The 25,316-nt window shown below is 67.7% G+C and carries 23 protein-coding genes; 11 read left to right on the top strand and 12 right to left on the bottom strand.

From position 1 onward, the window contains the following. Positions 1–2: 2 nt before the first annotated feature. The 9 genes from OU682_RS03260 to OU682_RS03220 are packed head-to-tail and all read right to left on the bottom strand — an operon-like array spanning position 3 to position 11,203. A complete protein-coding gene (locus OU682_RS03260) occupies positions 3–977 on the bottom strand; it encodes an ATP-grasp domain-containing protein (protein ID WP_268940626.1) in 975 nt (324 codons plus the stop codon). After that, on the bottom strand, positions 970–1,812 hold the full coding sequence (locus tag OU682_RS03255) for a sulfotransferase family protein (protein ID WP_268940625.1): 843 nt from the start codon (positions 1,810–1,812) through the stop codon (positions 970–972). Before OU682_RS03255 ends, OU682_RS03260 begins: the two co-directional genes overlap by 8 nt. Further along, complete coding sequence (locus tag OU682_RS03250; RefSeq protein ID WP_268940624.1) at positions 1,799–2,986, bottom strand: glycosyltransferase family 4 protein; 1,188 nt, start codon at positions 2,984–2,986, stop codon at positions 1,799–1,801. Before OU682_RS03250 ends, OU682_RS03255 begins: the two co-directional genes overlap by 14 nt. After that, positions 2,987–4,222, bottom strand: a complete 1,236-nt coding sequence (locus tag OU682_RS03245; RefSeq protein WP_268940623.1) for a polysaccharide biosynthesis/export family protein — start codon at positions 4,220–4,222, stop codon at positions 2,987–2,989. After that, complete coding sequence (locus tag OU682_RS03240; protein WP_268940622.1) at positions 4,219–5,472, bottom strand: O-antigen ligase family protein; 1,254 nt, start codon at positions 5,470–5,472, stop codon at positions 4,219–4,221. The genes OU682_RS03245 and OU682_RS03240 overlap by 4 nt, the downstream gene beginning before the upstream one ends. A gap of 5 nt (positions 5,473–5,477) precedes the next feature. Beyond that, positions 5,478–6,812 (bottom strand): lipopolysaccharide biosynthesis protein, encoded by a 1,335-nt coding sequence (locus tag OU682_RS03235; RefSeq protein WP_268940621.1) that lies wholly within the window; start codon positions 6,810–6,812, stop codon positions 5,478–5,480. Continuing rightward, a complete protein-coding gene (locus OU682_RS03230) occupies positions 6,809–8,218 on the bottom strand; it encodes a hypothetical protein (RefSeq protein ID WP_268940620.1) in 1,410 nt (469 codons plus the stop codon). The genes OU682_RS03235 and OU682_RS03230 overlap by 4 nt, the downstream gene beginning before the upstream one ends. Then, a complete protein-coding gene (locus OU682_RS03225; RefSeq protein WP_268940619.1) occupies positions 8,193–10,046 on the bottom strand; it encodes a GumC family protein in 1,854 nt (617 codons plus the stop codon). Before OU682_RS03225 ends, OU682_RS03230 begins: the two co-directional genes overlap by 26 nt. Then, positions 10,043–11,203, bottom strand: coding sequence for a glycosyltransferase (locus OU682_RS03220; RefSeq protein WP_268940618.1), 1,161 nt, complete (start codon positions 11,201–11,203; stop codon positions 10,043–10,045). The genes OU682_RS03225 and OU682_RS03220 overlap by 4 nt, the downstream gene beginning before the upstream one ends. Before the next feature lie 150 nt (positions 11,204–11,353). On the opposite strand from OU682_RS03220, the gene OU682_RS03215 reads away from it, so the two are divergent. From OU682_RS03215 to OU682_RS03175, 9 genes are all read left to right on the top strand, one after another. Continuing rightward, positions 11,354–11,956 (top strand): sugar transferase, encoded by a 603-nt coding sequence (locus OU682_RS03215; RefSeq protein ID WP_268940617.1) that lies wholly within the window; start codon positions 11,354–11,356, stop codon positions 11,954–11,956. After that, positions 11,953–12,861, top strand: a complete 909-nt coding sequence (locus tag OU682_RS03210; protein WP_268940616.1) for a methionyl-tRNA formyltransferase — start codon at positions 11,953–11,955, stop codon at positions 12,859–12,861. The genes OU682_RS03215 and OU682_RS03210 overlap by 4 nt, the downstream gene beginning before the upstream one ends. Then, positions 12,852–13,541 carry a PIG-L deacetylase family protein gene (locus tag OU682_RS03205; RefSeq protein WP_268940615.1) on the top strand — a complete coding sequence of 230 codons (690 nt, stop codon included), beginning with the start codon at positions 12,852–12,854 and terminating at the stop codon, positions 13,539–13,541. Before OU682_RS03210 ends, OU682_RS03205 begins: the two co-directional genes overlap by 10 nt. 9 nt (positions 13,542–13,550) lie before the next feature. Then, positions 13,551–14,717: a DegT/DnrJ/EryC1/StrS family aminotransferase gene (locus OU682_RS03200; RefSeq protein WP_268940614.1), complete on the top strand. Its 1,167-nt coding sequence runs from the start codon at positions 13,551–13,553 to the stop codon at positions 14,715–14,717. After that, complete coding sequence (locus tag OU682_RS03195; RefSeq protein ID WP_268940613.1) at positions 14,710–15,855, top strand: acyltransferase; 1,146 nt, start codon at positions 14,710–14,712, stop codon at positions 15,853–15,855. Before OU682_RS03200 ends, OU682_RS03195 begins: the two co-directional genes overlap by 8 nt. 24 nt (positions 15,856–15,879) lie before the next feature. Continuing rightward, on the top strand, positions 15,880–16,797 hold the full coding sequence (locus OU682_RS03190) for an NAD-dependent epimerase/dehydratase family protein (protein ID WP_268940612.1): 918 nt from the start codon (positions 15,880–15,882) through the stop codon (positions 16,795–16,797). Next, positions 16,794–17,375, top strand: a complete 582-nt coding sequence (locus OU682_RS03185; protein WP_268940611.1) for a dTDP-4-dehydrorhamnose 3,5-epimerase family protein — start codon at positions 16,794–16,796, stop codon at positions 17,373–17,375. Before OU682_RS03190 ends, OU682_RS03185 begins: the two co-directional genes overlap by 4 nt. 225 nt (positions 17,376–17,600) lie before the next feature. Further along, positions 17,601–18,638 carry an NAD-dependent epimerase/dehydratase family protein gene (locus OU682_RS03180; RefSeq protein WP_268940610.1) on the top strand — a complete coding sequence of 346 codons (1,038 nt, stop codon included), beginning with the start codon at positions 17,601–17,603 and terminating at the stop codon, positions 18,636–18,638. 319 nt (positions 18,639–18,957) lie between these two features. Continuing rightward, positions 18,958–19,908 (top strand): TIGR03885 family FMN-dependent LLM class oxidoreductase, encoded by a 951-nt coding sequence (locus OU682_RS03175; RefSeq protein WP_268940609.1) that lies wholly within the window; start codon positions 18,958–18,960, stop codon positions 19,906–19,908. A gap of 58 nt (positions 19,909–19,966) precedes the next feature. Here the strand turns inward: OU682_RS03175 and OU682_RS03170 are convergent, their stop codons facing one another. Next, positions 19,967–21,625, bottom strand: coding sequence for an NAD+ synthase (locus OU682_RS03170; RefSeq protein ID WP_268940608.1), 1,659 nt, complete (start codon positions 21,623–21,625; stop codon positions 19,967–19,969). Between the two features lie 121 nt (positions 21,626–21,746). Here OU682_RS03170 and OU682_RS03165 point away from each other — a divergent pair, with 121 nt between their 5' ends. Both OU682_RS03165 and OU682_RS03160 read left to right on the top strand, forming a co-directional pair. Next, on the top strand, positions 21,747–23,192 hold the full coding sequence (locus OU682_RS03165) for an MORN repeat-containing protein (RefSeq protein ID WP_268940607.1): 1,446 nt from the start codon (positions 21,747–21,749) through the stop codon (positions 23,190–23,192). 72 nt (positions 23,193–23,264) lie between these two features. Beyond that, a complete protein-coding gene (locus OU682_RS03160; protein WP_268940606.1) occupies positions 23,265–23,837 on the top strand; it encodes an ImuA family protein in 573 nt (190 codons plus the stop codon). 84 nt (positions 23,838–23,921) lie between these two features. Here the strand turns inward: OU682_RS03160 and OU682_RS03155 are convergent, their stop codons facing one another. Both OU682_RS03155 and exbD read right to left on the bottom strand, forming a co-directional pair. Continuing rightward, positions 23,922–24,821, bottom strand: a complete 900-nt coding sequence (locus tag OU682_RS03155; RefSeq protein ID WP_268940605.1) for a TonB family protein — start codon at positions 24,819–24,821, stop codon at positions 23,922–23,924. After that, positions 24,818–25,315, bottom strand: coding sequence for a TonB system transport protein ExbD (gene exbD / locus OU682_RS03150; protein WP_268940604.1), 498 nt, complete (start codon positions 25,313–25,315; stop codon positions 24,818–24,820). The genes OU682_RS03155 and exbD overlap by 4 nt, the downstream gene beginning before the upstream one ends. Between the last annotated feature and the right edge of the window lies 1 nt (position 25,316).

The raw sequence follows: 25,316 nt of genomic DNA, 5'->3' as shown, positions 1-25,316 counted from the left end.
GGTCAGCCCCGGAATACCGCGTCGTCATAGCGCAGCATCAGCACGCCGTCGCGCCAGTCGTCCCCCGCGCTGCGCGGCAGATCAAGCTCCTCTTCGATCAGCCATTGCGCAAAGCGCGCGCCCGCATGATCCGCCAGCGGATAGCCCCCGCCGAAGCGGGCGTTGATCTCGAAGACCCGGGGGCCGTGGCGGGGATCGTCGATCAACTGGAAGCACAGGCTGCCGCGCGCATCCGGCAGGGCCGCGACCAGCTTTTCGGCGATGGCGCGCAGATCGGCGCGGCGCATGGTTTGGCCCTTCTCGACCTCGCCCGCGCGGATGCGAAGGCGGCGATGCGGGACGACCGTCTGCAGGGTGCCGTCGCGGTCGATGAAGACGTTGACGGTGAATTCCGGGCCTTCCAGCAGCGTCTGGAAGATCATCGGCTCGTCAAAGCTGTCTGGCAGGTCCGAAGGCTGGCGGAAGACGGCAAGCCCGCGGCTGGCGCTGCCGCCGGCGGGCTTGGCAAAGACCGGCCAGTCGATGATCCCCGGATCGCGCCGCAGATCCTGTTCCGTCACCGTCACCGGGACCGGCACGCCTGCCGCGGCCAGAACGCTGGCCGTGCGGTTCTTGTCGCGGACGATGGCGACGGTCGCCGGTCCGCTGACATGGATCCGGGTGCCGATGGCGGCAAAGCGGTCGGCGGCATCGGCATAGGCGCCCAGTTCGGTGTCGATGGTGGGGACGATCAACCGGACGCCGTGGCTGCGGGCCAGATCCAGCATGTGGTCGATGAAGCGGGGATCGTCGCAGCGCGGCGCCTGGTGTGCGTGATCGGCGCTTGCGCAGGCCGAGGACAGATCCGGGTCGAGATCGCTGGCATGCAGGACAACCGCGCGGTCCAGGCGATCGCCCGCCTGCCGGAAGCAATTCAGCAGCCCGACCCTGCGTCCGGCCGAGGATAGAAGAACCGGAAAGCCTGCGTCTTCAGACATGGGCCGCATCCTGTCCGGCCGGGTGGCGCTGGCGCCAGATGGACAGGTCGCGGCCGGTCAGCCGTTCCAGCCGGGCCGTGTCTTCAGCAAAGAAATCCTCCATCCGCGCCGCCAGATCCGGGGCCAGCGGCGGATAGGCCAGTTCGCGCGCGACGCTGGCGCGCAGCAGCCGCAGCGGGGCCAGATGACGCACGGGATCCAGGACGGGGCGCAGCGGCGTCAGCACCCGGCGCAGGCGCGGGGGCACAACGGGCCTGCGGGCATCCTTGACCCTTTCGGCAACCGGGCGGGCCAGCGGACCTGCGCAGCCGATATGGGCGGCCAGCCGGTCCAGGCTGCCTTGCGCGTCCGTCCGGATATCCTCGTAGAACAGGACCAGCAGGCGGTCGGGGGGAAACAGCGCCAGGACGCGGTCGATCTGGCGCGAGTAAAGCCCGTGCGACAGGAACCGGCCATGGGCCGCGCGGCGGGGGTCGAGGTGGTTCTCGATATCCGCGCCGACCTCTCCGCGCCGGAACAGCATGCAGTAATCGGAATAGGCCCGCGCCACCGGATCGCGCAGCTGGGCGATCAGCGACACATCCGGCAGATCCCGGGCGATGCGTTCGGCGGCGGCGGGGTCCGACAGGTAGGTATTCGACTTCTCGCCCGCGATCCGCGCCCCGGCGGCGTCGAAGTGGCGCAGATAGCTGTCCAGCCCCTCCCCGTAATGGCGCGAGAAGAAATGAAGCTCGGGGTCGGGCATGAAGATGTCGGGATTGGCCTGAAGGGAATTCTGCAGCCATGTCGTCGCCGACTTTGCCGCGCCGATGATCAGGAAATCAGGCTTGCGCACGGGCTTTTCCTTGCCTTTGGTTCTGGTGGGCGATGTCGTGGTAGATTGCGCTGACGCGGCGGACATGGGTGTCCACGCCATAGCTGGCCCGCACGTCCTGCCGGGCGGAACTTGTGATGGTCCGGGCCAGGTCGGGGTCCCGGGCAAGGCGCAGGACGGGATCGGCGAAGGCCTCGGGCGGGCCGGGATCGACCAGAAAGCCCGTGCGGTTGTCCGTGATCGCCTCGGGGTTGCCGCCGTGATCGGTCGCGACAACGGGCGTGCCGACATGCATCGCCTCGATCAGGGTCCGGCCGAAGGGCTCGGACAGGGCGGTGATCAGCAGCGCGTCCAGCCCGGCCAGATAGCGGTCGGCGGGGCTGCGGAACCCCATCAGGTGGATGCGGTCCGCGATCCCCAGGGATTCGGCCAGATCGCGGCAAGCGCGATCCAGCGGATCCTGGGGGTTCTCGGGCCGGCCGAAGATCAGCCCCGCCACCGGCCGGTCCAGGCGGGCGGCGATGGCGGCAACGGCGCGGACGAAATGATCCGGCCGCTTGCGGCGGTTGAGGATCCCCATCCAGCCCAGGATCAGCGTATCGGCAGGAAGCCCCAGTTCCGACAGAAGCATGGCGCGGGACGCGGCCCGGTCAGGCGTCCGGGAGGGCAGGTCGAAGGGGCTGCGCACGACCTCGACCCGGCCCGAGACATCCCGCAGGGGGCGGGACGGCATCGCAAAGCGCGACACGGTCAGGATCCGGTCGGCCAGAAGGGGTGCGATGCGGTTGACGCCGAAGGCCGTCGGATCGCCACGGTGATGCCAGACCAGGCGGCAGCCGGCCAGCCGGGCCGGGGCGGCCCAGGTCACATGCATCCGCCCGTCGTTGGTATGGACGATGTCGATCGCCTCCTTGCGCAGGTAGCGGCGCATGGCGGGCAGGGCCCGGCCCACATAGCCCAGGGGCCCCACGTCCTGCCTGTCGCGGCTGTAGCGCGGCGCAAGGATGCCGCCTTCCTGCCACAGGACGAAGTCGCGCCCGCTGTCCCGCAACCGTTGCGCCAGTTCGCCGTCGCGATGCAGAAGGATCCCGGGCTGGACACGGTCGCGGTCCAGCGCGTCGATCAGTTGCAGGGCGGATATGTGGCTGCCCCCGAAGGTGTCGCCGACAAAGGGAAAAAGCACGCGGATCGCCATTCAGTTGCCCCCTGCCGCGGCGATCGAGGCTGTCTCGTCGACCTTCATGACGACCTCCAGCGTGCTGCCGGGGGGCAGCGGCTCGGTCGCCTCGAACACCGCCTGCGGCTGGCCGGGCGTGGCGGGCGTCACGACATATTCGGGCTCCAGCGGGGTGATCCCGGGGACCGGCATCGCCCCCGCCGCGATGGCGGAACTGTAAAGCGCGGTCGCGGTGGACAGCTTGATCTCGTTGGCCGAGATGTCGGCATTGACCTGCCGCAACTGGCTGAGGAAATCGGTGCGGGCCTTTTCGGTCACGCCCAGTTCGTCGCGGGTCGCCTGGTTCAGTTGCTGTTCCGCCAGGAGCCGGGCGTTTTCCAGATCCAGACGCTTGCTTTCAAGATCGCTCAACTGCGTGGACAGGGCGGTGACACGGGCATTCGCGGCCAGGCCCTGGTCGCGCAACTGCTCCATCCCGCCCAGATCGGCCGAGATCTGCGCGATCTGGCTGTCGCGCAGTTCGATCTGCTGTTCGAAGCGCTGGATCTGTTCGGTCAGCACCGCCCGTAGTTCGCCCAGGCTCTCGGTCTCGGCCCCGCGGGCCGAGCGGTTGGCGGCAAACATCGCGGCATCGACCGGCCCCAGTTGCGGGTCCCGGGCCGGCGGGCGGGCATTCGCCGGGGCCGGGGACAACTGGGCCAGCTCGGCCTCGAGCCAGGCCTTGGTCTGCCGAAGCTGCGCCAGGGCATCGCTGGCCAGCTTGACCTCTCCTCCATAAGACGCCGCGCGGTCGGGCGCGCCCGCCGCCGCCCCCGCCGCCGGGCGCAACACCCCGCCCGCCACCGCCACGGCCTGCTGGACCGTCATGCCGGGGCGGTAGGGATAGGCCCCCGGCGCCGTCACCGCGCCCAGGATGTAGATTGGGGCATAGGCGCTGACCTCCAGCGAAACCTCGGGCCGTTCGGGGCTGCCGATCCTTTGCTGAAGCTGCAGCGTGATCTCCTCGGTCAGTTCGGCCAGCGACCGCTTCGCGGCGGGGACCCGCCCGATCAGCGGCAGGTGCAGGTTGCCCTCGGGGCTGATCCGATAGTCACCGTTGATCCCGTCCCAGGCCAGGTAAAGCCCTTCGTCGGCCTTCCAGAAGATCGCGCGCAGGGTCAGCTGGTCCTGCGGGTTCAGCAGATAGGGTTCGGCGCGCAGGGCGGCCGGAACAAGGATCAGGCCCAGGGCCAGCAGCAGTCGAGCAAGTTTCATGTCGGGCTCTTGTGCAAGGAAGGGGCGGCTCCCGGCAGACAGGCTGCCCCCAGGGTCATCAGAAGGATCAGGGGCACGTTCCAGAACCGCCCGTAGAAATGCGGGAATGTGTTCAGCATCATGAAATAGATCAGCAGAACGGCCAGGATCAGCGTGCCCACGATGCGGGTTTGCGACGAGGCTAGGCAGAACAGGGACAGGTAGAGTCCGGCGATCAGCAGCAGCACCAGCCCAAGCAGCGACAGGACGCCCCCTTCGCACAGCAGAAGCAGATAGGTGTTGTGGACAGGCGCCTGGAACACGCTGACCGTGCGGAACTGTTCGGCCCCCAGGCCGATCAGCGGCGTGTCGCGCGCGATCGCGAAGGCTTCCTTGACCAGCTGCAGCCGGTCCGTGAAGGTTCCCGCGGCGTTCAGGTCGCCGCTGGTCAGCGCGCCCAGCACGCGTTCCTGGAAGATCGGCGGAAGCATGGCCGTGCCCTTGATCATCAGCACCGCCGTGCAGGCCATGAGGATCAGGGCAAAGATCGAGATCAGCCGGGGCGAGCCCGAAAAGACCAGCAGCACCAGAAGCCCAAGCGCGGTGCAGCCCAGGCCGGTATTCGACCCCGTCAGCAGGATGCCATAGCCAAGGATGCCCAGTGCCAGCAGAAGCGGCAGCAGGGCCAGTCGCTGCAGCAGATACATGCCGCAGGCCAGCGTGGCGGTGATCGCTCCCAGGGCCGCCAGCTCGTTCTCGCGCTCGACCAGCGAGCGCATCCGCCCGGAAATCGAGATGAAGTCATAGGCGGGATCCGGACCCGTGACATGCACGACGTAAAAGCCGAACAGCATGACCAGGCAGACCGACATGATCAGCGCCTTGACCATCACCAGGCACTGTTCGCGCGACCGCCCCCCCACGACCAGCGGCAGGATGAACAGCGAGAACGTGTATTGCCCGACCACCGTCACCGCTTCCCACACCGCCGCCGCCGCAACCGAGCCCATGATCAGGCCGGTGATCAGCAGCGCATATCCCGCAAGCCAGATCGGCGTCGCCTCGCCAAAGGGGCGGGTGGGGATCCGGCCCTGGATGGTCAGCAGGAACAGGCAGGCAAGGGCCGCGGCGTCCGAGGCGGTGAAATAGATGGCGTCCAGCCGGAAATGGTTCATGGGCGACAGAAACACCACAAGCACCGCGCAGAGGAATTCGGCGTCCCGGACCCAGCCCGTGCCGGGCCGCGTGGCGCTGATGGGTGCGACGGCCATGGCGCTCATCCCCCGGCCCTCAGGCGGGCGATCCGCCGCAGGGTCAGCCAGCCGCAAAGCGTGAGCCAGATCGCGTTGGTGACCAGATGCGTGGCCGCCGCGCCCTCGATCCCCAGGGCCTTGGTCATGGGCAGAAGGATCGCGAAGAAGATGATCGTCGTCAGCAGCGTCACGCGGGACAGATCCCGCGCCAGGCCGATGGCCAGCATGGCCGGCCCGAACATCATGCCCGCCAGATACAGGGCGACGGCAATCGCCTGGATGGTGACCACCGGAACCGCGTCGGCGAAACCGGGGCCGAAGACGGTGACCAGGATCACGGGCAGGTTCATGATCACCGCCGACACCACCACCACCTCGAGCACGACCAAGCCCGCGGTGACGGACAGGACGAAGCGCCCCAGCTTGCGCATCTGGTTGCGCACGGCCATGCGCGTCAGTTCGGGATAAACGACCTGCGAGAAGGGCCGGCCGATGCGCAGGGCCGCCTCGCCAATGCGGCGGGCCAGCTGGTAGAAGCCGATCGCGGCGGCCGGCAGCATCGGCGAAAGCAGGATGATGTCCAGCCGTTGCGTCATCTGCCGCAGGATGACATTGGCGTTGCTGTTCCAGAGCAGATGCAGGAAGCCGGGATTCTCGGCCAGCGCGCCGCGGGGCCGGACCCTTTCGAGCCGGTGGCCGTGGCGGCGCATCTCGCGCAGGGCCATGGCCATGGGCAGCAACCCATCGGCCAGCGTGACCAGCACCAGGATCAGCACGAAGGTCCACAAGCCCGCCCCGGCAAGCCAGGCCAGGGCGATCAGCGCCATGCGCAAAAGCGCTGTCGCCGCATCGGTCACCGCCAGCACGTCGAAGCGGTCATAGATCCGCAGGGCGCCGATACCGGTGGGGCGCAGCGCCAGGATCTGCGCGGCCGATGCCACCGCCAGCATCAGCGCGCCGTCCCCGGGCGGCATTCCCATCCACGGTGCCGCAACGGCGGCCAGCAGGATCGCGACGCCCCCCGCCAGAAGCCCGCCCGCCAGATCGGCCCACAGCGACAGCGTCATCAGCCGTCCGAACCGTCCGCTGTCGCCCTGTTCCAGCGCCTGCGTTCCGTAGAACACCGTGGCCTGCCAGGGTTCCAGATGCAGAAGACGCGACAGCAGCCGCGTATAGGCCTCGATCATCGCCAGATAGCCAAGCGCCGCCGGGCCAAGGCTGCGCGCCGTCAGCCCCAGGGAAACCAGCCCCAGGACCGAGATCCCCGCCTGCGAGCTGAAGATCCAGGCAAGGTTCTTGCCAAGCCGCCGCAGCAGCGTTGAGGAGGGCGCAAGGACCGGCGTGTCGGGCGCGCTCACGGCCGTGTCGCCTCCCGGTCGCCGGCAAGCAGGGCAAGCCAGGTTTCGACCTGCGACAGGCCGCTGCCGTCATTCATCGCCCAGATGTCATCGGGTTTCTGCGGATCCAGGCCGTTGGCGGCCTCGTAGTCATCAGGCAGGCCGTCGCCGTCGGCATCGGGGGCAGGCTCGCGCACCACCGGGTCCGGCCAGCCCTTCACCTCGTCCGGGTGGTCGATCACCTTGCCCTGGCAGCGGGCCAGGTTGCGCAGCGCGCGCTTGTCCAACTCGTCGCGGTGGCTGCGGTCGGGCAGGGCATCGCCCACGGTCGCGGGCAGTTCCTCGGTCAGGCTGTCGGGGGCAAGGACTGGTGCCGACAAGGGCGACCCGTTGCGCACCTCGTGGACCACCGCTTCCGCATCCAGGATCGTCAGGGGCTGTCCGCCCTTGCAGTGGCGCGAGGCGTTCTGTTCCGCGATGACCGAGATCGATTTGCCCGGCTCCCAGTCGAAGACCTGCACCGCCTCGGGCGGCGGGTTGACCGTCGAGGGACCGGCCAGCGCCAGGTTGCCGACATAGCTGATGCTTGCATCCCCGGCCAGGTCGTAGAATTCGCCGAACTGGCTGATCGGGTCGTAGAAGATGTTGCTGATCACCTCGACCGGGCCGATCGTGGTGGCCTTCACATCGGGGTTGCGGTCGCGATGATGGGCAAAGATGTTGCGCCACAGGGTGATCCGGCCGCAGTCATAGCCGCGCCCTTCGGTCGAACAGATCAGCGCCCCCTTGGAATGCCGCCCGTCGGGATGGTTGGCCTTGTCCAGGCTGAAGGCCAGCAGGCTGTCGGCCAGCGTGATGTCCGAGGCGACAGCGCCCGAAACATGGACGTTGAAGGTCTCATCCGGGGCAAAGGCCATCGACAGGTTGCCCAGATAGACGCGGCTGGCATTCTCGACCGTCAGGGCATCGACGGTGTTGCCCTTGCCCGCGCCCGTGCCCGGCCGCAGCTTCAGGAAGCGGATGACCACGTCATGCGCGTTCTTGACGATGAGGGGGCTGTGACCGGCCTTTCCCAGCTTGATCTGGATGCCGCTGCCCGGCGCGGTCTGGCCGGCGATATAGACCTGGGATCCCACCATGATGGGGCTGTCCAGCTCGATCGTGCCGTTCACCCGGAAGACGCAGATCCGCGGGCCCGTGCCGTCTTCGGCGCAGTCGCGCAGGCTGCCCTTGCCGGTGTCGGCCAGGGTCGTCACGGGGATCAGCTTGCCCCCGCGCCAGCCCGTGGCCACCGCGCCAAAGCCCGCCGCGCCCGGAAAGGCCCTGTCCTGCGTCCCCGCCTGTCCCGCGCCAAGGCCCAGCATCAGGCACAGGCCCGCCGCCGCAAGTCGGCGCGCAGGGTCAGTAAGTGCGGCCAGATCCGACATGATCCGCTATTCCCCCGCGATTGTGTTCGACTGAATTGATGACGGTCCCGACCACGTTGACGCCGCTGACGATCAGGCGCTCGACCGCGGCGGCAAGCGCGCGGGCGCTGGTCTTGCCCATGCTGACGACGACCAGCGCCTCGTCGGCAAGGCCGCCCAGCCGGCCCGTATCGGCCGACAGCATCGCGGGCGGCGTGTCGAAGATGATCAGGTCGTATTCCTCGCGCAGGGGCTTGAGGATCCTGTCCCCGAACTGGTCGATCAGGCGCGGGGTCCAGCGGTCCGCGATATTGACCGCCAGCAGCGACAGGCTGTGGCCGTCCTCCACGGGCTGGATGGCCTTGGCCAGCGACAGACGGCCCGTCAGCAGATCCTCGACATCGACGCGATGGCCGGCAACGCCCAGAAGGCGCAGGGTTTCCGGGCGGCGCTGGTCCAGATCGACCAGCAGCACCCCCAGGCCGTCCCGCGCCGCCGTCACCGCAAGCGAGGCCGCGACCGTCGATTTCCCTTCTCGCGGCATGGGCGAGGTCACCATCAGCACGCGCTTGCCGCGATGGCCGCTGGAATTGAACAGGATGGTCAGAAGCGCGCGCAGCGATTCCGCGAAGGAACTGAAGCGCGGGATCATCAGGACCCATCCCGGCATCCGCAGCTGCATCGCGCCCCGCGACCTGATGCGCGGAATGTTGCCCAGGTTGGGCAGGCCGGTGATCTCCCGCGCCTGCTCGCTGGTCCAGACCTGCCTGCTTATCGAGTTCAGCAGAAGCCCCACCAGGAAGGCCAGGATGAAGGATCCGGCAAAGGCCACGGCAAGCGTCGCGGGCCGGTTCGGAGAGGACGGCTGGGTCGGAAGCTCGGCCATGGTGACCTGGCGGGCGCTCTGGGGCACAAGCTCCAGCTGCGGTTCAAGCTCGTTCAGGCGCTCGGTCGCTGTCTGATAGCGGGTGGCCAGCAGGTCCACGACGCGTTCCTGACGCTTGCGGGCCAGTTCGGCCCGGGTGCGGGTGGCCAGCTGTTCCTCGAACTGGTCCAGGGTTTCCTGCCTGCGGGCGACCTCCTCTGCATTGCCCGGCTCGCTTTTCAGGACCGCGATGATGTCGGCGGCGTTGTTGCGCCCCGCCAGCAGCCGCGTCGGCAGGCTGACATCGTCCAGGTTGTTGGTGCGGATGATCTCGCCCAGGGCCTGCTCGGCCTCCGACAGGCTCTGGCCCAGCTGATCGACGCGGTTGCGCAGGAAGCTGACCCAGGTTTCCAGCTGCGCCAGGTCGTCGCGCGACGACCGCGCGATATAGGTCTTGACCACGGTGTTGGCGATGCCGGCGGCCATTTCAGGGGAATTGGCGGTGGCGGTCACGTTCAGCACCAGGCTCTCGCCCGTCCGGAAGATGGTGTAGGAGGCCAGCAGCTTGTCCACCACGAAGGCCTTCTGTTCCGGCGTCAGACTGTCGGGATCGGCCTCGCCGATGAAGGTCGCGTCCTGGAACAGGTCCAGCGATTCGGCGACGCTGGCCGCGAAATCGCGCGAGCGCAGGATGTCGATCTCGGTCTGGACGCGGGCCGAGGTCACGTCGAAGGCCTCGAGCTGCGAATTGGCCCGGCTGACCCGCGTCTCGGACACGGTCAGCGCCATGGCCGAGGTCGAGGTATAGCTGTCGGGGGTGCGCATCAGCAGCGCCGCCGCGGCCCCCATGACCAGGATGATGACGCTCAGCATGGGCCAGAACTGGCGGCGGATCAGCCAGCCAAGATCGGCAAGGCCGATCCGCGATCCGGATGCAACCGCGGCCGGCGGCGTCGGGGTGATGAAGGGCCGTTCCATCGTCATGTCGGAACCTCGGACAGGGTGGACAGGCGATGTGCCGTGGCCGCGCGATAGGCCTTGGCGTGATCGCTGGTATAGACATCCAGGGAAAGCTGCGCTTCGACCCTTTGCCGGGCCTCGCGGCCGATCTGGCGGCGATCCTCGGGGGGGAGGGCCAGCACGCGGGCCATCGCGTCGGCCAGGGCCTGGGGCTGCGCGGGCGGCACCACCAGCCGCGCATCGCCCACCATCCAGGCGCAGTCGCCCATGTCGGTCGTGACGCAGGGCACGCAGGATGCCATCGCCTCGCCCAGGGCCAGCGACTGCGCCTCGCCCCAGGCCGAGGACAGCACGAAGAGGTCGAGCCCCGGCATCAGTTGCGGGATGTCGTCCCGGGCGGGCAGGGTGGTCAGGTGGGCGGCGATGCCAAGGCGCCGGGCCTCGGCCTCGGCGGGGCCGCCGGCATGGCCGTTGCCGATCAGGACAAGATGCACGTCCAGGTCCCGCTCGCGCAGCAGCGCGACCGCCCGCACCAGCGAGACATGGTCCTTCATCGGGTGGGCGCGGGCGACATTGCCGACCAGCAGGCTGTCCGGACCGATGCCGCACAGCGAGCGCAGCCGACCGGCGGCCTGGGGGTCGGGGCGGAATTCCCCGCAGTCGATGGCATTGGGAATCAGAACATCGTTCCGGTCGGAAAACCCGATTCGCCGATGCTGCTGGCGCGCGGCCTGCGAGCAATAGGTAATATGGTCTACTGCCGGAGACATTCTCGCCATGATTCGCAGAATCACGCGGGTTGCTGGTTTTTCATTTCCAAGATCGGCCAGGGAATGGTGAATGCCCCAGACCAGTGCCGGTTTATGGTGCATCAATTTGCGCGCAAGAGTTGAAACCAGGCAGCCGTGATACATCCAGCCGTGGACAAGATCGGGCCGGCTCCGGTCAAGATGCCGCGCCAACCGCAGCACCGCCGCCGGGGCCGAGGCCAGATTGCGCATTCCAAGCGTGGAAACCGACACCCCCAGTTCCGAAATCCTTTCGGAAACGGGGCCGTGCGGCAAAAGCGAAATTACATGGTGATCAAGGCCCTTGTCACCCAGGGCGCGCAAATAACGGTAAAGCATGATTTCAGCCCCACCAACATTCGTACCGGTAACAACATGCGTAACAAACGCCATCTTCACAAAACCCAGTTCAACCGCAGCTTCGGGGCCGTCCGGAAATCTTTACCGACCCCATACTATCGCTAAATTGTTGCATGGCGATAAAAAAAATGCCTATCCTTGAAAATGTAGAGCCGAAAGTTCTCTTGGTTGTATCGGTTGGTCATGAGTCGCCCTGTCGAATTGTTTCTTGCCTCCATTCTGTTTATTGCAACCTTGCCTTTTCAGGGGATTACCTGGATTCTCATATGCCTGCGGATCGGCAGGCCGGTGTTCTTCCGGCAGGTCAGGCAGGGCCGGAGCGCGCGGCCCTTCACCATCGTCAAGTTTCGCACCATGACCGAGGAGCGCGGGCCCGACGGCAGGCTGCTGCCCGATCACCTGCGCCAGATTCCCATGTCCAGGCTGATCCGCCGGCTGCGGCTGGACGAGCTGCCGCAGCTTGTGCTGATCCTGCGCGGCGACATGGCGCTGGTGGGGCCGCGGCCCCTGCTGCCCGAAACCATCGCAGGCTTCGGAGAGGCAGGCCGCCGCCGCTGCATGGTCGCGCCGGGCCTGACAGGCTGGGCGCAGGTCAGCGGCAACACCCGCCTGGATGATGCGCAGAAGCTGGCCCTGGACCTGTGGTATGTGGACCACCGCTCGACCATGCTGGACCTGCGCATCCTGGTCGAGACCGTCGCCGTGGCGCTGCGGGGCGAACATCCGCATCCCGAGAGGCTTTCTGTGGCGCAGCAATGGCTCGCCGCGCAGGGGATCCCCGCATGAGAACAGTCTTTGTTGGCGCCGTCGAGGGCTCGGCACGCGCGCTTGACGGGCTTTGCGCGGCCGGACATGCGCCGGTCCTGGTGATGACGCTGCCGCTGGATCGTGCCGCGAATCATTCGGACTTTGCCGACCTGCGGCCGATCGCCGCCCGCCATGGCATTCCCGTTCATGAAACCGCCCGCAGCAATGCGCCCGACACGCTTGCGGCCCTGCGCGCCGCCGCGCCCGACCTGGCGCTGGTGATCGGCTGGTCGCAGCTGTGCGGGGCGGAATTCCGCGCCATCCCCGCCCTGGGCTGCATCGGCTTCCATCCCTCGGCCCTGCCGCGGATGCGGGGACGCGGCGTGATCCCCTGGCAGATCCTCTGCGGCGAAACGCAGGGCGGCGCCACGCTGTTGTGGCTGGACGAGGGCACCGACAGCGGCGACATCGCCGCGCAGGCGCTGTTCCCGATCGACGCCGGCCGGGACACCGCGCGCAGCCTGTATGACCGGGCCGTAGGCGCGATGGTGCCGCTGGTGATCGACCTGATGGGGCGGCTGGAACGCGGCGAACGGCCCCGGACCGTGCAGGACCACGACCTTGCCACGCTCTGCGCCAAACGCGAGCCGCAGGACGGGATGATCGACTGGACGGCGCCCGCAGCGCAGATCGAGCGGCTGATCCGCGCCGTCTCGCCGCCCTATCCGGCCGCCTTCACCTTTGACGATACGGGCCGGCGCTGCATCCGCGCGGCCCGCCTTTCCGCGCGCGAAGGATATCACATCGGCCTGCCCGGCCAGGTTCAGGCGGTCGGCCACGCGGTCACCGTGCTCTGCGGCGACGGGCGCTGCCTGGACCTGCTGGATTACGACGGCCCGATGCCAAAGATTCACGCCCGCTTTCGGAGTGGCCCATGCCCTTGATCGATCTTGCCGCAGCAGGCCCTGTCCTGATCATCGCCCCCCACCCCGATGACGAGGTTCTGGGCGTCGGCGGCACCATGGCCCGGCTGGCCGACGAAGGCGCCCCCGTCCATGTCGCCGTGCTGACCGCCGGCCGCCCGCCGCGCTTCGACGCCCGTCAGGTCGGCACCGTCCGGGACGAGGCGCGACAGGCCCACCAGACGCTTGGCGTGGCCGAGACGCATTGGCTGGACCTGCCCGCCGCCGCGCTGGACACCGTGTCCCATGCCGAGGCGAATGACAGCCTTGGCGCCCTGGTGCGCCGGATCGACCCGGCGACGATCTTCCTGCCCCATCCGGGCGACATCCATCTGGACCACCAACTGGCCTTCCTGTCCGGGATGGTGGCCTCGCGTCCGCATCAGGCGCGCTTTCCGACGGCGATCCTGGCCTACGAAACGCTGTCGGAAACCAACTGGAACGCCCCCTATCTGACGCCCGCCTTTCTGCCGAACTGCTTCGTGGACATCTCGGCCACCATCGACCGCAAGCTGGCGGCCTTCGGGCAATTCGCATCCCAGCACCGTCCGGCCCCGCATGAACGGTCGGTCGAAACCATCCGCGCGCTTGCCACGCTGCGCGGCGCGACCGTTCATCGTCCCGCCGCCGAAGCCTTTGTCGCCATCCGCCTGCTTGCATGAGGGAACACCATGGCCGCCCGCTGGCCCATTTATGACGACGAACAGATCGAGGCCGTCGCGGCCGTGCTGCGCTCGGGCCGGGTCAATGCCTGGACCGGCCCGGATGTGACCGCATTCGAGCAGGCCTATGTGCAGGCCACCGGCGCGCGCTTTGCCATCGCCATGGCCAATGGCAGCGTGACCATGGACGCGGCCCTTTATGCCCTGGACCTGCAGCCCGGCGACGAGGTGATCGTGACCCCGCGCAGCTTCATCAGCTCGGCCAGTTGCGTGCTTCTGGCGGGGGGCGTGCCGGTCTTTGCCGATGTCGATCCCGACAGCCAGAACATCACGCCCCGGACCATCGAGCCGCTGATCACCCCCCGCACCCGCGGCATCATCCCCGTCCATCTGGCGGGCTGGCCCTGCGACATGCCCGGCATCATGGCCCTGGCCGAACGGCATGGGCTGTGGGTGATGGAGGATTGCGCGCAGGCCCATGGCGCGATGATCGGCGACACGCATGTCGGGCGCTTCGGCACGCTGGCCTCATTGTCCTTCTGCCAGGACAAGATCATGACCACCGGCGGCGAAGGCGGCATGATCCTGACCGACGACGAGGCGCTTTACGAAAGGCTGTGGTCCTTCAAGGATCACGGCAAGTCGCGTGCCGAGACGCTGCGCCAGGATCATCCGCCGGGCTTTCGCTGGCTTCATGCCGCGGGCCCGGGCACGAACCTGCGCATGACCGGCCCCTCGGCGGCGCTTGGGCTGGTCCAGTTGCAGCGCCTGCCGGAATGGCGCGCGATCCGCACGCGCAACGCGATGATCCTGGCGGACGCCTTTGCCGCGCTGCCCGGCCTGCGGGTGCCCTTGCCCGAGGCGGGGCTGACCCATGCCTATTACCGCTTCTATGCCTTCCTGCGCCCGGAACGGCTGCGTCCCGGCTGGACGCGCCAGCGCATCCTCGACAGCCTGGCCGAGCGGGGGCTGACCGCCTTCAGCGGAAGCTGCTCCGAGATTTATCGCGAAGGGACATTCGCCTCGCGCAATATCGGACCGGCGGCGCCCCTGCCGGTCGCCCAGGCCCTGGGGGAAACCAGCCTTGCCTTCCTGGTCGATCCCAGCTGGTCGGCCCCGGACATGCACGACATGGCCCAGGGCGTCGCCGAGGTGCTGGACCAGGCGAATGCCTGAGCCTGCGGTCACGCGGGGGCCGCCCAGACCCGGCCCGCCGGAACGGGGCATGGGCCAGGTGCAAGCCTTTCCCGTTCCGCCGGCAGGACTTGCCAGGCGGCTTGCCGCGCTGGACCAGTTCCGGGGTCTCGCGATCCTGATGATCGTGTTTCTGCATTCGGGGCGAACCTATTTCTTCCGCGGCGGCCACCCGCTGGAGGACGATTCGAACGCCGTCTTCGCGTTGAACGACACCCTGTTCCACAATGCGACTGTCTATTTCACCATGATTTCGGGGATCGTCTATGCCCACGCGCTGTGGCGGAAGGGGCGGTGGAAATTCCTGTCGGGGCGCATCCGCAATGTCCTGCTGCCCTATGTCGTCGTCTCGGTCGGGCTGACGCTGCTCGTGGCCTGGGCGGGACGGAGCCATGACAGCGCCCGGACCCTGCCGGGCCAGATCGTCCACAACGTGCTGTTCGGAGAGGCGATCTATGTCCTGTGGTATATCCCGGTCATCCTGTTCCTGTATCTGATAAGCCCGCTGCTGCTGTGGATCGTGCGGGATGCCCGGCTGCGCTGGCTGACCGTCCTGCTGTCGCTGATGCCCCTGGTCTTCTCGCGCGAGGGGACGGATCTCACGGTTTGGACCATCCTTTATTTCACCGGCGCCTATGTAGTGGCCCTGGTGATCGGATCGGATCTGGACCGCTGGATCGACTGGGCCACGCGCCGCCAGCGCCTGCTGTGGGGCATCAGCCTTGCGGCGACGGTCATCGTCTTCCTGATGTATCGCCACAATATCCTGGATGTCGGGATCACCGATCTTCGGGAAACGATGTTCTATATCCAGCGCATCGCCAGCGGCATTGCGATCGTGGCGCTGCTGGCGCGGGTGCGGCCGATCGCCAGTGCGGGGCTGAAGCGGGCGTTGTGCTGGATCGCGGACATGGCCTTCGCCGTGTATTTCCTGCACGCCCTGATCATCCGCATCATCCTGAAGGGGCTTCGGGTGATCCTGGGCGACGACGGGATGATGGCATACCCGCTGCTGGCCATTCCGGTGATCTTTGTCCTGTCGCTTGGCCTTTGCTGCCTTCTGGTCGTCACGGTCCGGGTGGTCGCGGGCAGATATTCACGGCTTCTGATCGGAGCCTGACATGACCCGAGGGAGGGGGACCGCATGAAGCGCATCGTCTTGACCGGGGCAACCGGGTTTGCGGGCGGCGAGGTTGCAAGGCAGGCTGTCGCCGCGGGGATCGAGGTCATCGCTCCCGTCCGGCCCGGCCCGCGCCGCGAGATGCTGGCCGCCACCCTGCCGCAACTGGATCTTGTTCCCATCCAGCCGGGCCTTTCCGCCCTGCGCGACAGGATCGAAGACCGGCCGCCCGATGCGGTGATCCATCTTGCCGCAAGCTATCTGCCCGATACCGCGGCCGGTGCGGCGGAACGGATGATCGAGGCCAATATCGGTTTCGGCACCGCCCTGCTGGAATTGCTGCTGCCGACGCCCTGCCGTGTCTTCGTCGCGGCCGGCAGCCAATGGCAGCACGCCGCGGAAACCGAGGATTACGTTCCCAACGGGCTTTATGCGGCCACCAAGCAGGCCTTTGGCGACATCCTGGCCCATTACGCCCTGCGCTTCGGCTTTCGCACCATGGTTCTCAAGGTCGCCGACAGCTATGGCCCGAACGACAGGCGCGGCCGGCTGGTCAGCCAGCTGGTCGAGTGCCATCGCACCGGCCGGACCATCGACCTGTCGCCAGGCAAGCAGGAGCTTGACCTGATCCATGTCCGCGATCTGGCCGCAGGTTTCCTGGCGGCGGCCCAGGGCCTGTGGGACGGCACCCTGGACGCGTCGCAAAGCTGGGCGCTGCGGGGTGGAAATCCCCGGCAACTGCGCGAGATCGTGGCGCTGATGGAACGGGTCGCGGGGCGCCCGCTGGGGGTCCGGTTCGGGGCGCTCGATTACCTGCCGGGCACGGTGATGAGGCTGTGGCGCCAGCCGCTTCTACCCGGCTGGCAGCCCAGGGTCGCGCTCGAAGACGGTTTGCGCGATCTTCTGCTGTCCCCCGCAAGGCAGGATCTGTCATGCGCATGACAGACCTTCCCGTCGACGGCGCTCGGCTGGTCAGCCCGCCGTCCTTTGCGGATCAGCGCGGCACGTTTTCGCGGCTGTTCTGCCGGGCCTCGATGCAGGAGGCCGGGCTTCCGGTCGAGATCGCGCAGGTCAACCAATCGGCAAGCCCGGCGCCCTTCACCCTGCGCGGCCTGCACTGGCAGGCCGCCCCCCATGCCGAAGCAAAGCTGGTGACCTGCGTCGCCGGCGCGATCCATGACGTGATCGCCGATGTCCGGCCCGGATCGCCATCCTTCGGGACATGGTGCGCCGTGACCCTGACGGCGGGCGGGAACGAAGTGCTCTATGTCCCGGCAGGCTGCGCACATGGTTTCCTGACGCTGAAGCCCGACACGCAGGTCGTCTATACGACCTCGGCGCCGCATGTGCCCGCCCTTCAGCATGTCCTGCGCTGGAACGATCCCGGCTTTGCCATCGAATGGCCGGCCGTGCCGCTGGTCATGTCGGCCACCGATCGCGATGCGCCGGATTGGGTCGGCCGGGTGACGGCGCGGGCAGCCGCGATCAGTGCGTGCCCTGCGCATCCCGAGCCGCCCTGACATGAAAACGGCGAATGCCGGGCAATCATGCGCACAAATATTTTGACGCATGGCGCCCCGGAAGTCATATTGACGCAGGCGGTTGATCGGAAACCATGGTCACAAACTGCTCTTTCTTCCGGGTTTGCACGAACTGAATTCCAATGGCTGACGGACAAGATTTTCAGATCCGCGCGGCCATTCGTTCAAGATTGATCTTGTAACTGGTATGACTGGAGTGATCGGATGAAGACGGCTCTTGTTACCGGCGCGGCGGGCTTTATCGGCTATCATCTCTCTCGATTGCTGCTGGCCGAGGGATTTCGCGTCGTAGGATTGGACAATCACAACGATTATTACGATCCCCGCCTGAAGGCCGACCGGGAAAGCCTGCTGAAACGGCACCCCCATTACATGGCGGTCCGGGGCAGCGTCGAGACCGGGGGCCTGCTGGCCGACATCATGGCCCGGGAACGGCCCCAGGTGGTCGTTCATCTGGCCGCCCAGGCGGGCGTGCGCTATTCCATCGACAATCCGCGCGCCTATGTCGAATCGAACCTGATCGGCACCTTCGAGCTGCTGGAGGCGGCGCGGGCGCACAAGCCCGACCATCTTCTGCTGGCCTCGACCAGTTCCGTCTACGGGGCCAATACCGAGATGCCGTATCGCGAGACGGACAAGGTCGATACCCAGGTGTCCTTCTACGCGGCGACAAAGAAATCGAACGAGGCGATGGCCCATGCCTATGCCCATCTGTTCGACATCCCGACGACCATGTTCCGCTTCTTCACGGTCTATGGCCCCTGGGGGCGCCCGGACATGGCGCCCTATCTGTTCACCTCGGCGATCCTGGAAGGGCGGCCGATCAAGGTCTTCAACCACGGGAACATGAAGCGCGACTTCACCTATGTCGAGGATCTGGTGCGCGGCATCCGCCTGCTGATGGATGTGCCGCCGACCGGCCCCGCGGTCGAGGGGGACAGCCTGTCGCCCGTCGGTCCCTGGCGGGTCATCAACATCGGCAATGGCCAGCCCGTGCCGCTTCTGGACTTCATCGCCGCCATCGAATCGGCCGCGGGCCAAGAGGCGCAAAAGGTCCTGCTGCCGATGCAGCCCGGCGACGTGATGGCCACCTGGGCCGACAACAGTCTGCTGCGCCGCCTGACCGGCTATGCCCCCCAAACATCCGTCGATGAGGGCGTCCGGGCCTATGTCGAATGGTTCAAGGATTATCATCGGACGCCCGTGCCCCTCCACAAGGGCAAGACCGCGGCGGGCCGTTGATCGCGGCCGCTTTCGGCCATTTCGACCAGCGAAGCCCGCATCCGGGCTGGGTCCTGCGGATGCGGGCGCCGCCAGATACAGGATGACGCAGATGCCGCATGCCGCGGCACGTGTCGCAAAGGCAAGGAAGCCGTCGGAGCTGCCAGGGCGGGGCGTTCCACACGGGCGCCGGGGATGACCCCCCTTCGTCCATCTCGTTCATGCCGCGCCTGCCTGGTTGCCGGATGTGACGGCATCGCGCCCCCCGATTGTCCCGGCGCGGGAACTTCCGGTCCGTTCGGGCGCTTGCAGCCAGAGAACGACAAAGGGACGGTCCTGCATGACGCGCATCGGATACCACTGCTCGCACGAACAATACGCCCCCCGCGCCTTGCGGGATCTGGCGCGCCTGGCCGAAGAGGCGGGCTTTGCCGCGATCAAATGCTCGGACCACATCCAGCCCTGGAGCGAACGTCAGGGCCATTCCGGCCATGCCTGGGTCTGGCTGGGCGCCGCCATGCAGGCGACAACCGTGCCCTTCGGCAATATCGCGGCGCCCGGCTATCGCTATCACCCGGCGGTGATGGCTCAGGCGGCGGCGACGCTGGGGCAGATGTTTCCGGGCCGCTTCTGGCTGGCCTTGGGGACGGGCGAGGCGCTGAACGAGGCCATGACCGGCCAGCCCTGGCCCGACAAGCCCGAGCGCAACGCGCGGCTGAAGGAATGCTTCGACGTGATGCACGCCCTGCTGCGGGGCGAAACCGTGACGCATCGCGGCCGCGTCACCGCGGTCGAGGCGCGGCTGTGGTCGCTGCCCGACACCCCGCCGCCCCTGTTCGGCGCGGCCGCGACCGCCGAAACGGCGCGTTTCCTGGGGGGCTGGGCCGAGGGGCTGCTGACCCTTGGCGGCGATCCGGCCAATGTCGCCAAGGTCATCGACGCCTTCCGCGAGGGCGGCGGCGCGGGCAAGCCCGTCCATATCCAGCACACCATCTCTTGGGCCGCCACCCATGACGAGGCGATGGCGAGTGCGCTGGACCAATGGGCGCCCGTCGCGATCGGCGGAGAGATCAACTGGGACATTCGCCGCCCGTCGGATTTCGATCTTCTGGGCCAGTTCGTGGACAAGGATCAGATCGGCCGGTCGGTAAGCGTGTCCGCCGATCCGGGCAAGCATCGCGCCGACCTGCAGGCCTTCGCCGAACTGGGCGCCGACGTGGTCTTTGTCCACAATGTCGGACGCAACCAGGAGGAATTCATCGACATGGCCGCGCGGGAGCTGGTGGGGTGATGCCCCGTCCCATAACTGCGCGACGCCCGGCGTGGTGGGGTTTCGCCCCACCACGCCCCTACAGCCTGTCGCGCCAGCGGTTCACCAAGGGATAGCGGCGGTCCAGCCAGAAGGCCCTTGTCGAGATGCGCGGACCGGGGGCGGCCTGATACCGCTTCCATTCGCTGCCATAAAGCAGCCTTTCGACCTTGGTCACCGTATCGGCATCGAAGCCCTGTTCCACCAGATCGCGCAGCGACAGGTCCTTTTCGACCAGCCCTTCCAGGATCGCGTCCAGAACCTCGTAGGGGGGCAGCGAATCCTCGTCCTTCTGGTCGGGCCGCAGCTCGGCCGAGGGCGGCTTGGCGATGATCCGGGGCGGGATCACCTCGCCCGCCGGTCCCATCATCCAGTCGCGGTGATTGGCGTTGCGCCAGCGGCAGGTCTGGAACACGCGGGTCTTGTAGAGATCCTTGATCGGGTTATAGCCGCCCGCCATGTCGCCATAGATCGTGGCATAGCCCACGCCGACCTCGGACTTGTTGCCGGTGGTCAGCAGCATCTCGTTGAACTTGTTGGAAAGGGCCATCAGCATCAGTCCGCGCAGGCGGGACTGGATGTTTTCCTCGGTGATGCCGGGCTGCGTGCCGGCCATCAGATGCGCCAGGGCGCTGCCGACCGCGTCGCGCGCGCCCTCGATATGGACGGTGTCCAGCCGCGCGCCAAGCCGGGCGGCGCAATCGGCCGCGTCGTCCAGGCTGGCCTGCGAGGTGTATTCGCTGGGCAGCATCACGCAACGCACGTTCTGCGGGCCGATCGCGTCGGCGGCGATGGTGGCGACAAGCGCGGAATCGATGCCGCCCGACATGCCCAGGACGACCTTTCCGAAACCGGACTTGCGCAGGTATTCGCGCAGGCCCAGCATCATGGCCTGGTAATCCTGTTCCCATTCGTCGGGCTGGGGCGCCATCAGGCCCGGCTCGGCCCGCCAGCCGTCATCGGTCAGCGAGAAGTCCACATGGGCCAGCATCTCCTGGAAGGGCGGCAGTTGGACGACCTTGTGCCCGCCGGGGTTCAGCACGAAGCTGGCGCCGTCGTAAAGCTGGTCGTCCTGGCCGCCCGCCATGTTGACATAGACCAGCGGCAGCCCGGTTTCCACCACGCGGCCGACCATGTGGCCCATGCGCAGGTCCAGCTTGTTGCGGTGATAGGGCGATCCGTTGGGCACCACCAGGATCTCGGCCCCCGTTTCGGCCAGGGTCTCGGCCACGTCGGGGGACCAGCCGTCCTCGCAGATGGGCGATCCGATGCGGGCGCCCGCGACCGGATAGGGGCCGCTGATCGGGCCGGAATCGAACAAGCGCAATTCGTCGAACAGCTGCTTGTGGGGCAGCCGGTGCTTCAGCACGCGGGCGACCAGCGCGCCGTCCTTGAAGACCCAGTAGGCGTTGTACAGCCTGTCGCCGTCCCGCCAGGGGCCGCCGATGCCCAGCGTCGGACCGCCCACGCAGAAAGCCGCAAGGTCAAGGATCTCCTCCTCGGCCTGGCGGATGAAGGCGGGCTTCAGCACCAGATCCTGGGTCTGGTATCCGGTGATGAACATCTCGGGCAGGGCCAGCATGTCGGCGCCGGCGGCCCTCGCGCCCTCCCATGCCTGGCGTGCCTTGTCCGCATTGCCCTGCAGATCGCCCACGGTGGCGTTCAACTGGCCGATGGTCAGGCGGAAGCGGTTGGTCATGGGTAGCGGCCCTTTTTCTTTCGGCCCCGTGATAGGCGACAGGATGCAAAAGGAAAAGTCGGGCTTTGCGCGCAGGGTCCGCTGCGCTAGACCATGGGCAAAAGACGAAGGGCAAGTGGCGATGAAGGCGGCAAGTTGGGTGGCTGTGCTGGCGCTGGTGGCGGGAACCACCGCCGCGGATGCGCAGGTCGTCACAAAGCAATACGACGATGGCGGCGTCTACGAGGGCACCTTCCGCAACGGCCGCCAGCACGGACATGGCATCTATACCCTGCCCAACGGTTATCGCTACGAGGGCGACTGGGTCGAGGGCGAGATCCTGGGCCAGGGCAAGGCCACCTTCCCGAACGGTTCCGTTTATGAAGGCCAGTTCGCCGAGGGCAAGCCCAACGGCACGGGCAAGATCACCTATGCCGATGGCGGCACCTATGAAGGCGATTGGGTCGCGGGCGAGATCACCGGCAAGGGTGTGGCGCGCTATGCCAACGGGTCGGTCTATACCGGCGATTTCGTCAAGGGCCTGCACCAGGGCAAGGGCGTGCTGACCCAGCCCAACGGCTATCGCTACGAAGGCGACTGGAACGCGGGCGTCAAGGAAGGCCAGGGCAAGATCACCTATCCCGATGGCGCGGTCTACGAAGGCGGGATGCTGGCCGGGCAGCGCGCGGGCAAGGGCAAGCTGACCATGGCCGACGGGCTGGTCTATGACGGCATCTGGTCGGCAGGGCAGATGTCGGGCACGGGCGTGCTGGTCCAGGGCTCGGGCGACCGCTACGAAGGCCAGATGCTGAACGGCAAGCGCGAAGGGCAGGGCGTCGCCACCTATGCCAATGGCGATGTCTATGACGGCGCCTTCAAGGCCGACCGCCGCCACGGGCAGGGCACCTTCACCGGCACTGACGGCTATGTCTATACCGGCGCTTGGGTCGAGGGCCGGATGGAGGGCGAGGGCCAGATCACCTATCCCGACGGGTCCGTTTATACCGGCCAGATGAAGGCCGACCGCCCCGACGGCACGGGCACCATCACCTATCCCGACGGCGCCAGCTATTCCGGCCAATGGAAGGCCGGCGTGATCGAGGGCGAGGGCAAGGCCACCTATGCCAATGGCATGGTCTACGAGGGCGGCTTCAGGAACGCCCGCAACCACGGCCAGGGCCGGATGACCTATCCCGACGGCTATGTCTATACCGGCGCTTGGTCCGACGGCCAGCGCCATGGCGAGGGGCAGGCGACCTATCCCGACGGCACCGTCTATACCGGCGGCTTCGCGAACGGCTTGCGCGAAGGGCAGGGCAAGCTGACCACGCCCGACGGCTTTGTCTACGAAGGCGGCTGGAAGGCCGGAGAGATCGACGGCACCGGCGTTGCGACCTATGCCAGCGGCGACCGCTACGAGGGCAGCTTCGTCGCGGGCAAGCGGCAGGGCCAGGGCGTCATGCGCTATGCCAGCGGAGAGGTCGCGTCCGGCCAATGGGACCAGAACCGGCTGGTCGAAAGCGGCCCCGCCCCCCAGGGCGAAGGCGCACAAACGCCCGCCATGCCCGGCGAGGCGCCGACCCCGTAGAGTGCGTGTTCACATGCGCCGCCGCGTTTCAGCCGAACTTTACAGACCGGAATGTTCCTGTAATGTTCCGGCATGCCCGACCTTGACCTGCCAGCCCGACAAACCGCCCCCTTTCCCCTGCGCCCCGCCCGGATGCACGAGGCCGAAGGGGCGGGCCGCCGTATCTTCGCGCTTTATCAGGCGATGCATCATCCGGGGCCGCTGTTCTGGATCCTGCGCGCCCATGAACGCGGGCTGCCCTTCCTGTGGGGCCTGCCACCCGGCATCGCGGACAGGCTGTATCTGGTCCTTGCGGCGGCCGAGACGGACCTGCTCTGGGCGGCCGAGGAAACGCTGCGCAGCCCCGCCGTGGGTCTTGTGGTGGCCGAGCCGCAGGAGCACCTGTCCCTGACCGCAGGCCGCCGCCTGCAGCTTGCGGCCGAGTCGGGGCACACCACCGCGATCATGCTGATCCGGCAGGGTGCGGGGTCGAATGCCGCGGAAACGCGTTGGCATTGCCGGCCGCTGCTGTCGCCGCGCGGGCAGGTGCTGCACGAATGGCACCTGCTGCGCGACAAGCGCGGGGCGCCAAAGGCCTGGGTTCTGGACTGGGACGGCAGGGGCCGGCATGTTGCCGTCCTATCCGAGGCGATGGCGGACCTTTAGGCAGGGGGCTTTTGCCCTGGCACAAATATCCCTTTGGGGAAGCCGCCTGGACGGCGGCGGGGGCAGACAGCCCCCCGCGCCTTTTCAGCGAACCTGCAGGTTGATCGGCAACTGGAAGCCATAGCTTGCATCCGTCAGTTCGGCGGGCGCGCGGGGACAGCGCCCGGCGCGCTGCGCCGCCTGCACCGCAGCCTGGTCCAGCGCAGGATTGCCGGACGATCCCTGGATGCCCACCCCCTGGATGGACCCATTGCGGGAAACCGACAGGTTCAGGGTCACCCGGCCCCCTTCGCGCACCCCGCGCGGGGCGGATGCGCGGCGGCTGATGCAGGACCGGATCTGGCCGCCCCACTGAGACATCAGGCTGGCCTTCTGCTGCGGGCTTGGACCGGTTGCGCCGCTGCCGCCTGCCCCCTGTGGCGCGCGGCGTGCCTGCTGCTGCGCAGGCTGCTCCTGCCGGCGAGGTTCGGCCTGCCGCTGCGGTTCCGGCTGGGGGCGTTCGCGACGCGGTTCGGCCTGGCGCTGCGGCTCTGGCTCGGGCTCGCGTTCGGGGCGGCGCTGCGGCCGGGCCGAGCTGTTCAGCGCCACCTCGGGCGGGGTTTCCAGTTCCGGCGGCGCGGGCGGGAACAGTTCGGCCATGTCCTCCAGCGGTTCCAGTTCCGGCAGGGGCGGCAGGTCCAGCGGCTCGGCCACCTCCTCGGGTGCCGGTTCGGGCTCTGGCTCTGGTTCGGGCTGGGGCTCCGGCTCGACGGGTTCTTCGGCGGCATCGTCGACCGGCTCCTCGGTCGGGGCGACTGATTCCTCGGCCACCTCCTCGGCGGGGGCCAGATCGACGAAGACGGGTTCGGGCAGGCCCGGCGGGGCGGCGGCCTCGGCCTGGCGCATGATCCACAGCGCACCGCCCAGATGCAGCGCCAGCACCAGGGCCGAGGCGCCGCCCCACAGGGCGCCTTCGCGGATCACGCGGCCGGCGCGCCCGCTCATTGGCCGGGTTCCGTCGCTGCGGCGGGCGTTGCGGCAGGCGCCGGGTCCAGGCCGGGCACGGCAGGCGGCACGCCCGCCGTCGTCGCCTCGAGCCCGACAAGCGCGATCTTCAGATAGCCTGTGTCGCGCAGGGTGTTCATCACCTCCATCAGGTCGCCATAGGCGACCTCGCGGTCGGCGCGCAGGAAGATGCGCTGTTCGCGGTCGCCCTCGGTCGCCTCGGCCAGGGCGGCGGCAAGGCCGCCCGGCGCGATGTCCTGGTTGCCAAGCGCCAGCGTCAGATCGGGCTTCACGGTCACATAGACCGGCTGGTCCGGGCGCTGCGCGGGCGTGGCGTTCGACACCGGCAGATCGACATTCACATCGACCGTCGCAAGCGGCGCCGCGACCATGAAGATGATCAGCAGCACCAGCATCACGTCGATGAAGGGGGTGACGTTGATCTCGTGGTTCTCGACCAGATCATCGCCATTGTCGCGGATCCCTCCGGCCATG

This window comes from Paracoccus benzoatiresistens, from assembly GCF_026913015.1.
Classification (GTDB): Bacteria; Pseudomonadota; Alphaproteobacteria; order Rhodobacterales; family Rhodobacteraceae; genus Paracoccus; species Paracoccus benzoatiresistens.
Note: the sequence above shows the minus strand (reverse complement) of the source record. Positions and strands in the feature narration are given on the sequence as shown.

What these genes read in the sequence shown, in the direction of transcription:
- OU682_RS03260 (WP_268940626.1), bottom strand. Translation starts at nt 977, where the DNA reads ATGTCTGAAGACGCAGGCTTTCCGGTTCTTCTATCCTCGGCCGGACGC.
- OU682_RS03250 (WP_268940624.1), bottom strand. Translation starts at nt 2,986, where the DNA reads ATGGCGATCCGCGTGCTTTTTCCCTTTGTCGGCGACACCTTCGGGGGC.
- OU682_RS03245 (WP_268940623.1), bottom strand. Translation starts at nt 4,222, where the DNA reads ATGAAACTTGCTCGACTGCTGCTGGCCCTGGGCCTGATCCTTGTTCCG.
- OU682_RS03240 (WP_268940622.1), bottom strand. Translation starts at nt 5,472, where the DNA reads ATGGCCGTCGCACCCATCAGCGCCACGCGGCCCGGCACGGGCTGGGTC.
- OU682_RS03230 (WP_268940620.1), bottom strand. Translation starts at nt 8,218, where the DNA reads ATGTCGGATCTGGCCGCACTTACTGACCCTGCGCGCCGACTTGCGGCG.
- OU682_RS03225 (WP_268940619.1), bottom strand. Translation starts at nt 10,046, where the DNA reads ATGACGATGGAACGGCCCTTCATCACCCCGACGCCGCCGGCCGCGGTT.
- OU682_RS03220 (WP_268940618.1), bottom strand. Translation starts at nt 11,203, where the DNA reads ATGGCGTTTGTTACGCATGTTGTTACCGGTACGAATGTTGGTGGGGCT.
- OU682_RS03215 (WP_268940617.1), top strand. Translation starts at nt 11,354, where the DNA reads ATGAGTCGCCCTGTCGAATTGTTTCTTGCCTCCATTCTGTTTATTGCA.
- OU682_RS03210 (WP_268940616.1), top strand. Translation starts at nt 11,953, where the DNA reads ATGAGAACAGTCTTTGTTGGCGCCGTCGAGGGCTCGGCACGCGCGCTT.
- OU682_RS03205 (WP_268940615.1), top strand. Translation starts at nt 12,852, where the DNA reads ATGCCCTTGATCGATCTTGCCGCAGCAGGCCCTGTCCTGATCATCGCC.
- OU682_RS03200 (WP_268940614.1), top strand. Translation starts at nt 13,551, where the DNA reads ATGGCCGCCCGCTGGCCCATTTATGACGACGAACAGATCGAGGCCGTC.
- OU682_RS03195 (WP_268940613.1), top strand. Translation starts at nt 14,710, where the DNA reads ATGCCTGAGCCTGCGGTCACGCGGGGGCCGCCCAGACCCGGCCCGCCG.
- OU682_RS03190 (WP_268940612.1), top strand. Translation starts at nt 15,880, where the DNA reads ATGAAGCGCATCGTCTTGACCGGGGCAACCGGGTTTGCGGGCGGCGAG.
- OU682_RS03185 (WP_268940611.1), top strand. Translation starts at nt 16,794, where the DNA reads ATGACAGACCTTCCCGTCGACGGCGCTCGGCTGGTCAGCCCGCCGTCC.
- OU682_RS03180 (WP_268940610.1), top strand. Translation starts at nt 17,601, where the DNA reads ATGAAGACGGCTCTTGTTACCGGCGCGGCGGGCTTTATCGGCTATCAT.
- OU682_RS03175 (WP_268940609.1), top strand. Translation starts at nt 18,958, where the DNA reads ATGACGCGCATCGGATACCACTGCTCGCACGAACAATACGCCCCCCGC.
- OU682_RS03170 (WP_268940608.1), bottom strand. Translation starts at nt 21,625, where the DNA reads ATGACCAACCGCTTCCGCCTGACCATCGGCCAGTTGAACGCCACCGTG.
- OU682_RS03165 (WP_268940607.1), top strand. Translation starts at nt 21,747, where the DNA reads ATGAAGGCGGCAAGTTGGGTGGCTGTGCTGGCGCTGGTGGCGGGAACC.
- OU682_RS03160 (WP_268940606.1), top strand. Translation starts at nt 23,265, where the DNA reads ATGCCCGACCTTGACCTGCCAGCCCGACAAACCGCCCCCTTTCCCCTG.
- OU682_RS03155 (WP_268940605.1), bottom strand. Translation starts at nt 24,821, where the DNA reads ATGAGCGGGCGCGCCGGCCGCGTGATCCGCGAAGGCGCCCTGTGGGGC.
- exbD (WP_268940604.1), bottom strand. Translation starts at nt 25,315, where the DNA reads ATGGCCGGAGGGATCCGCGACAATGGCGATGATCTGGTCGAGAACCAC.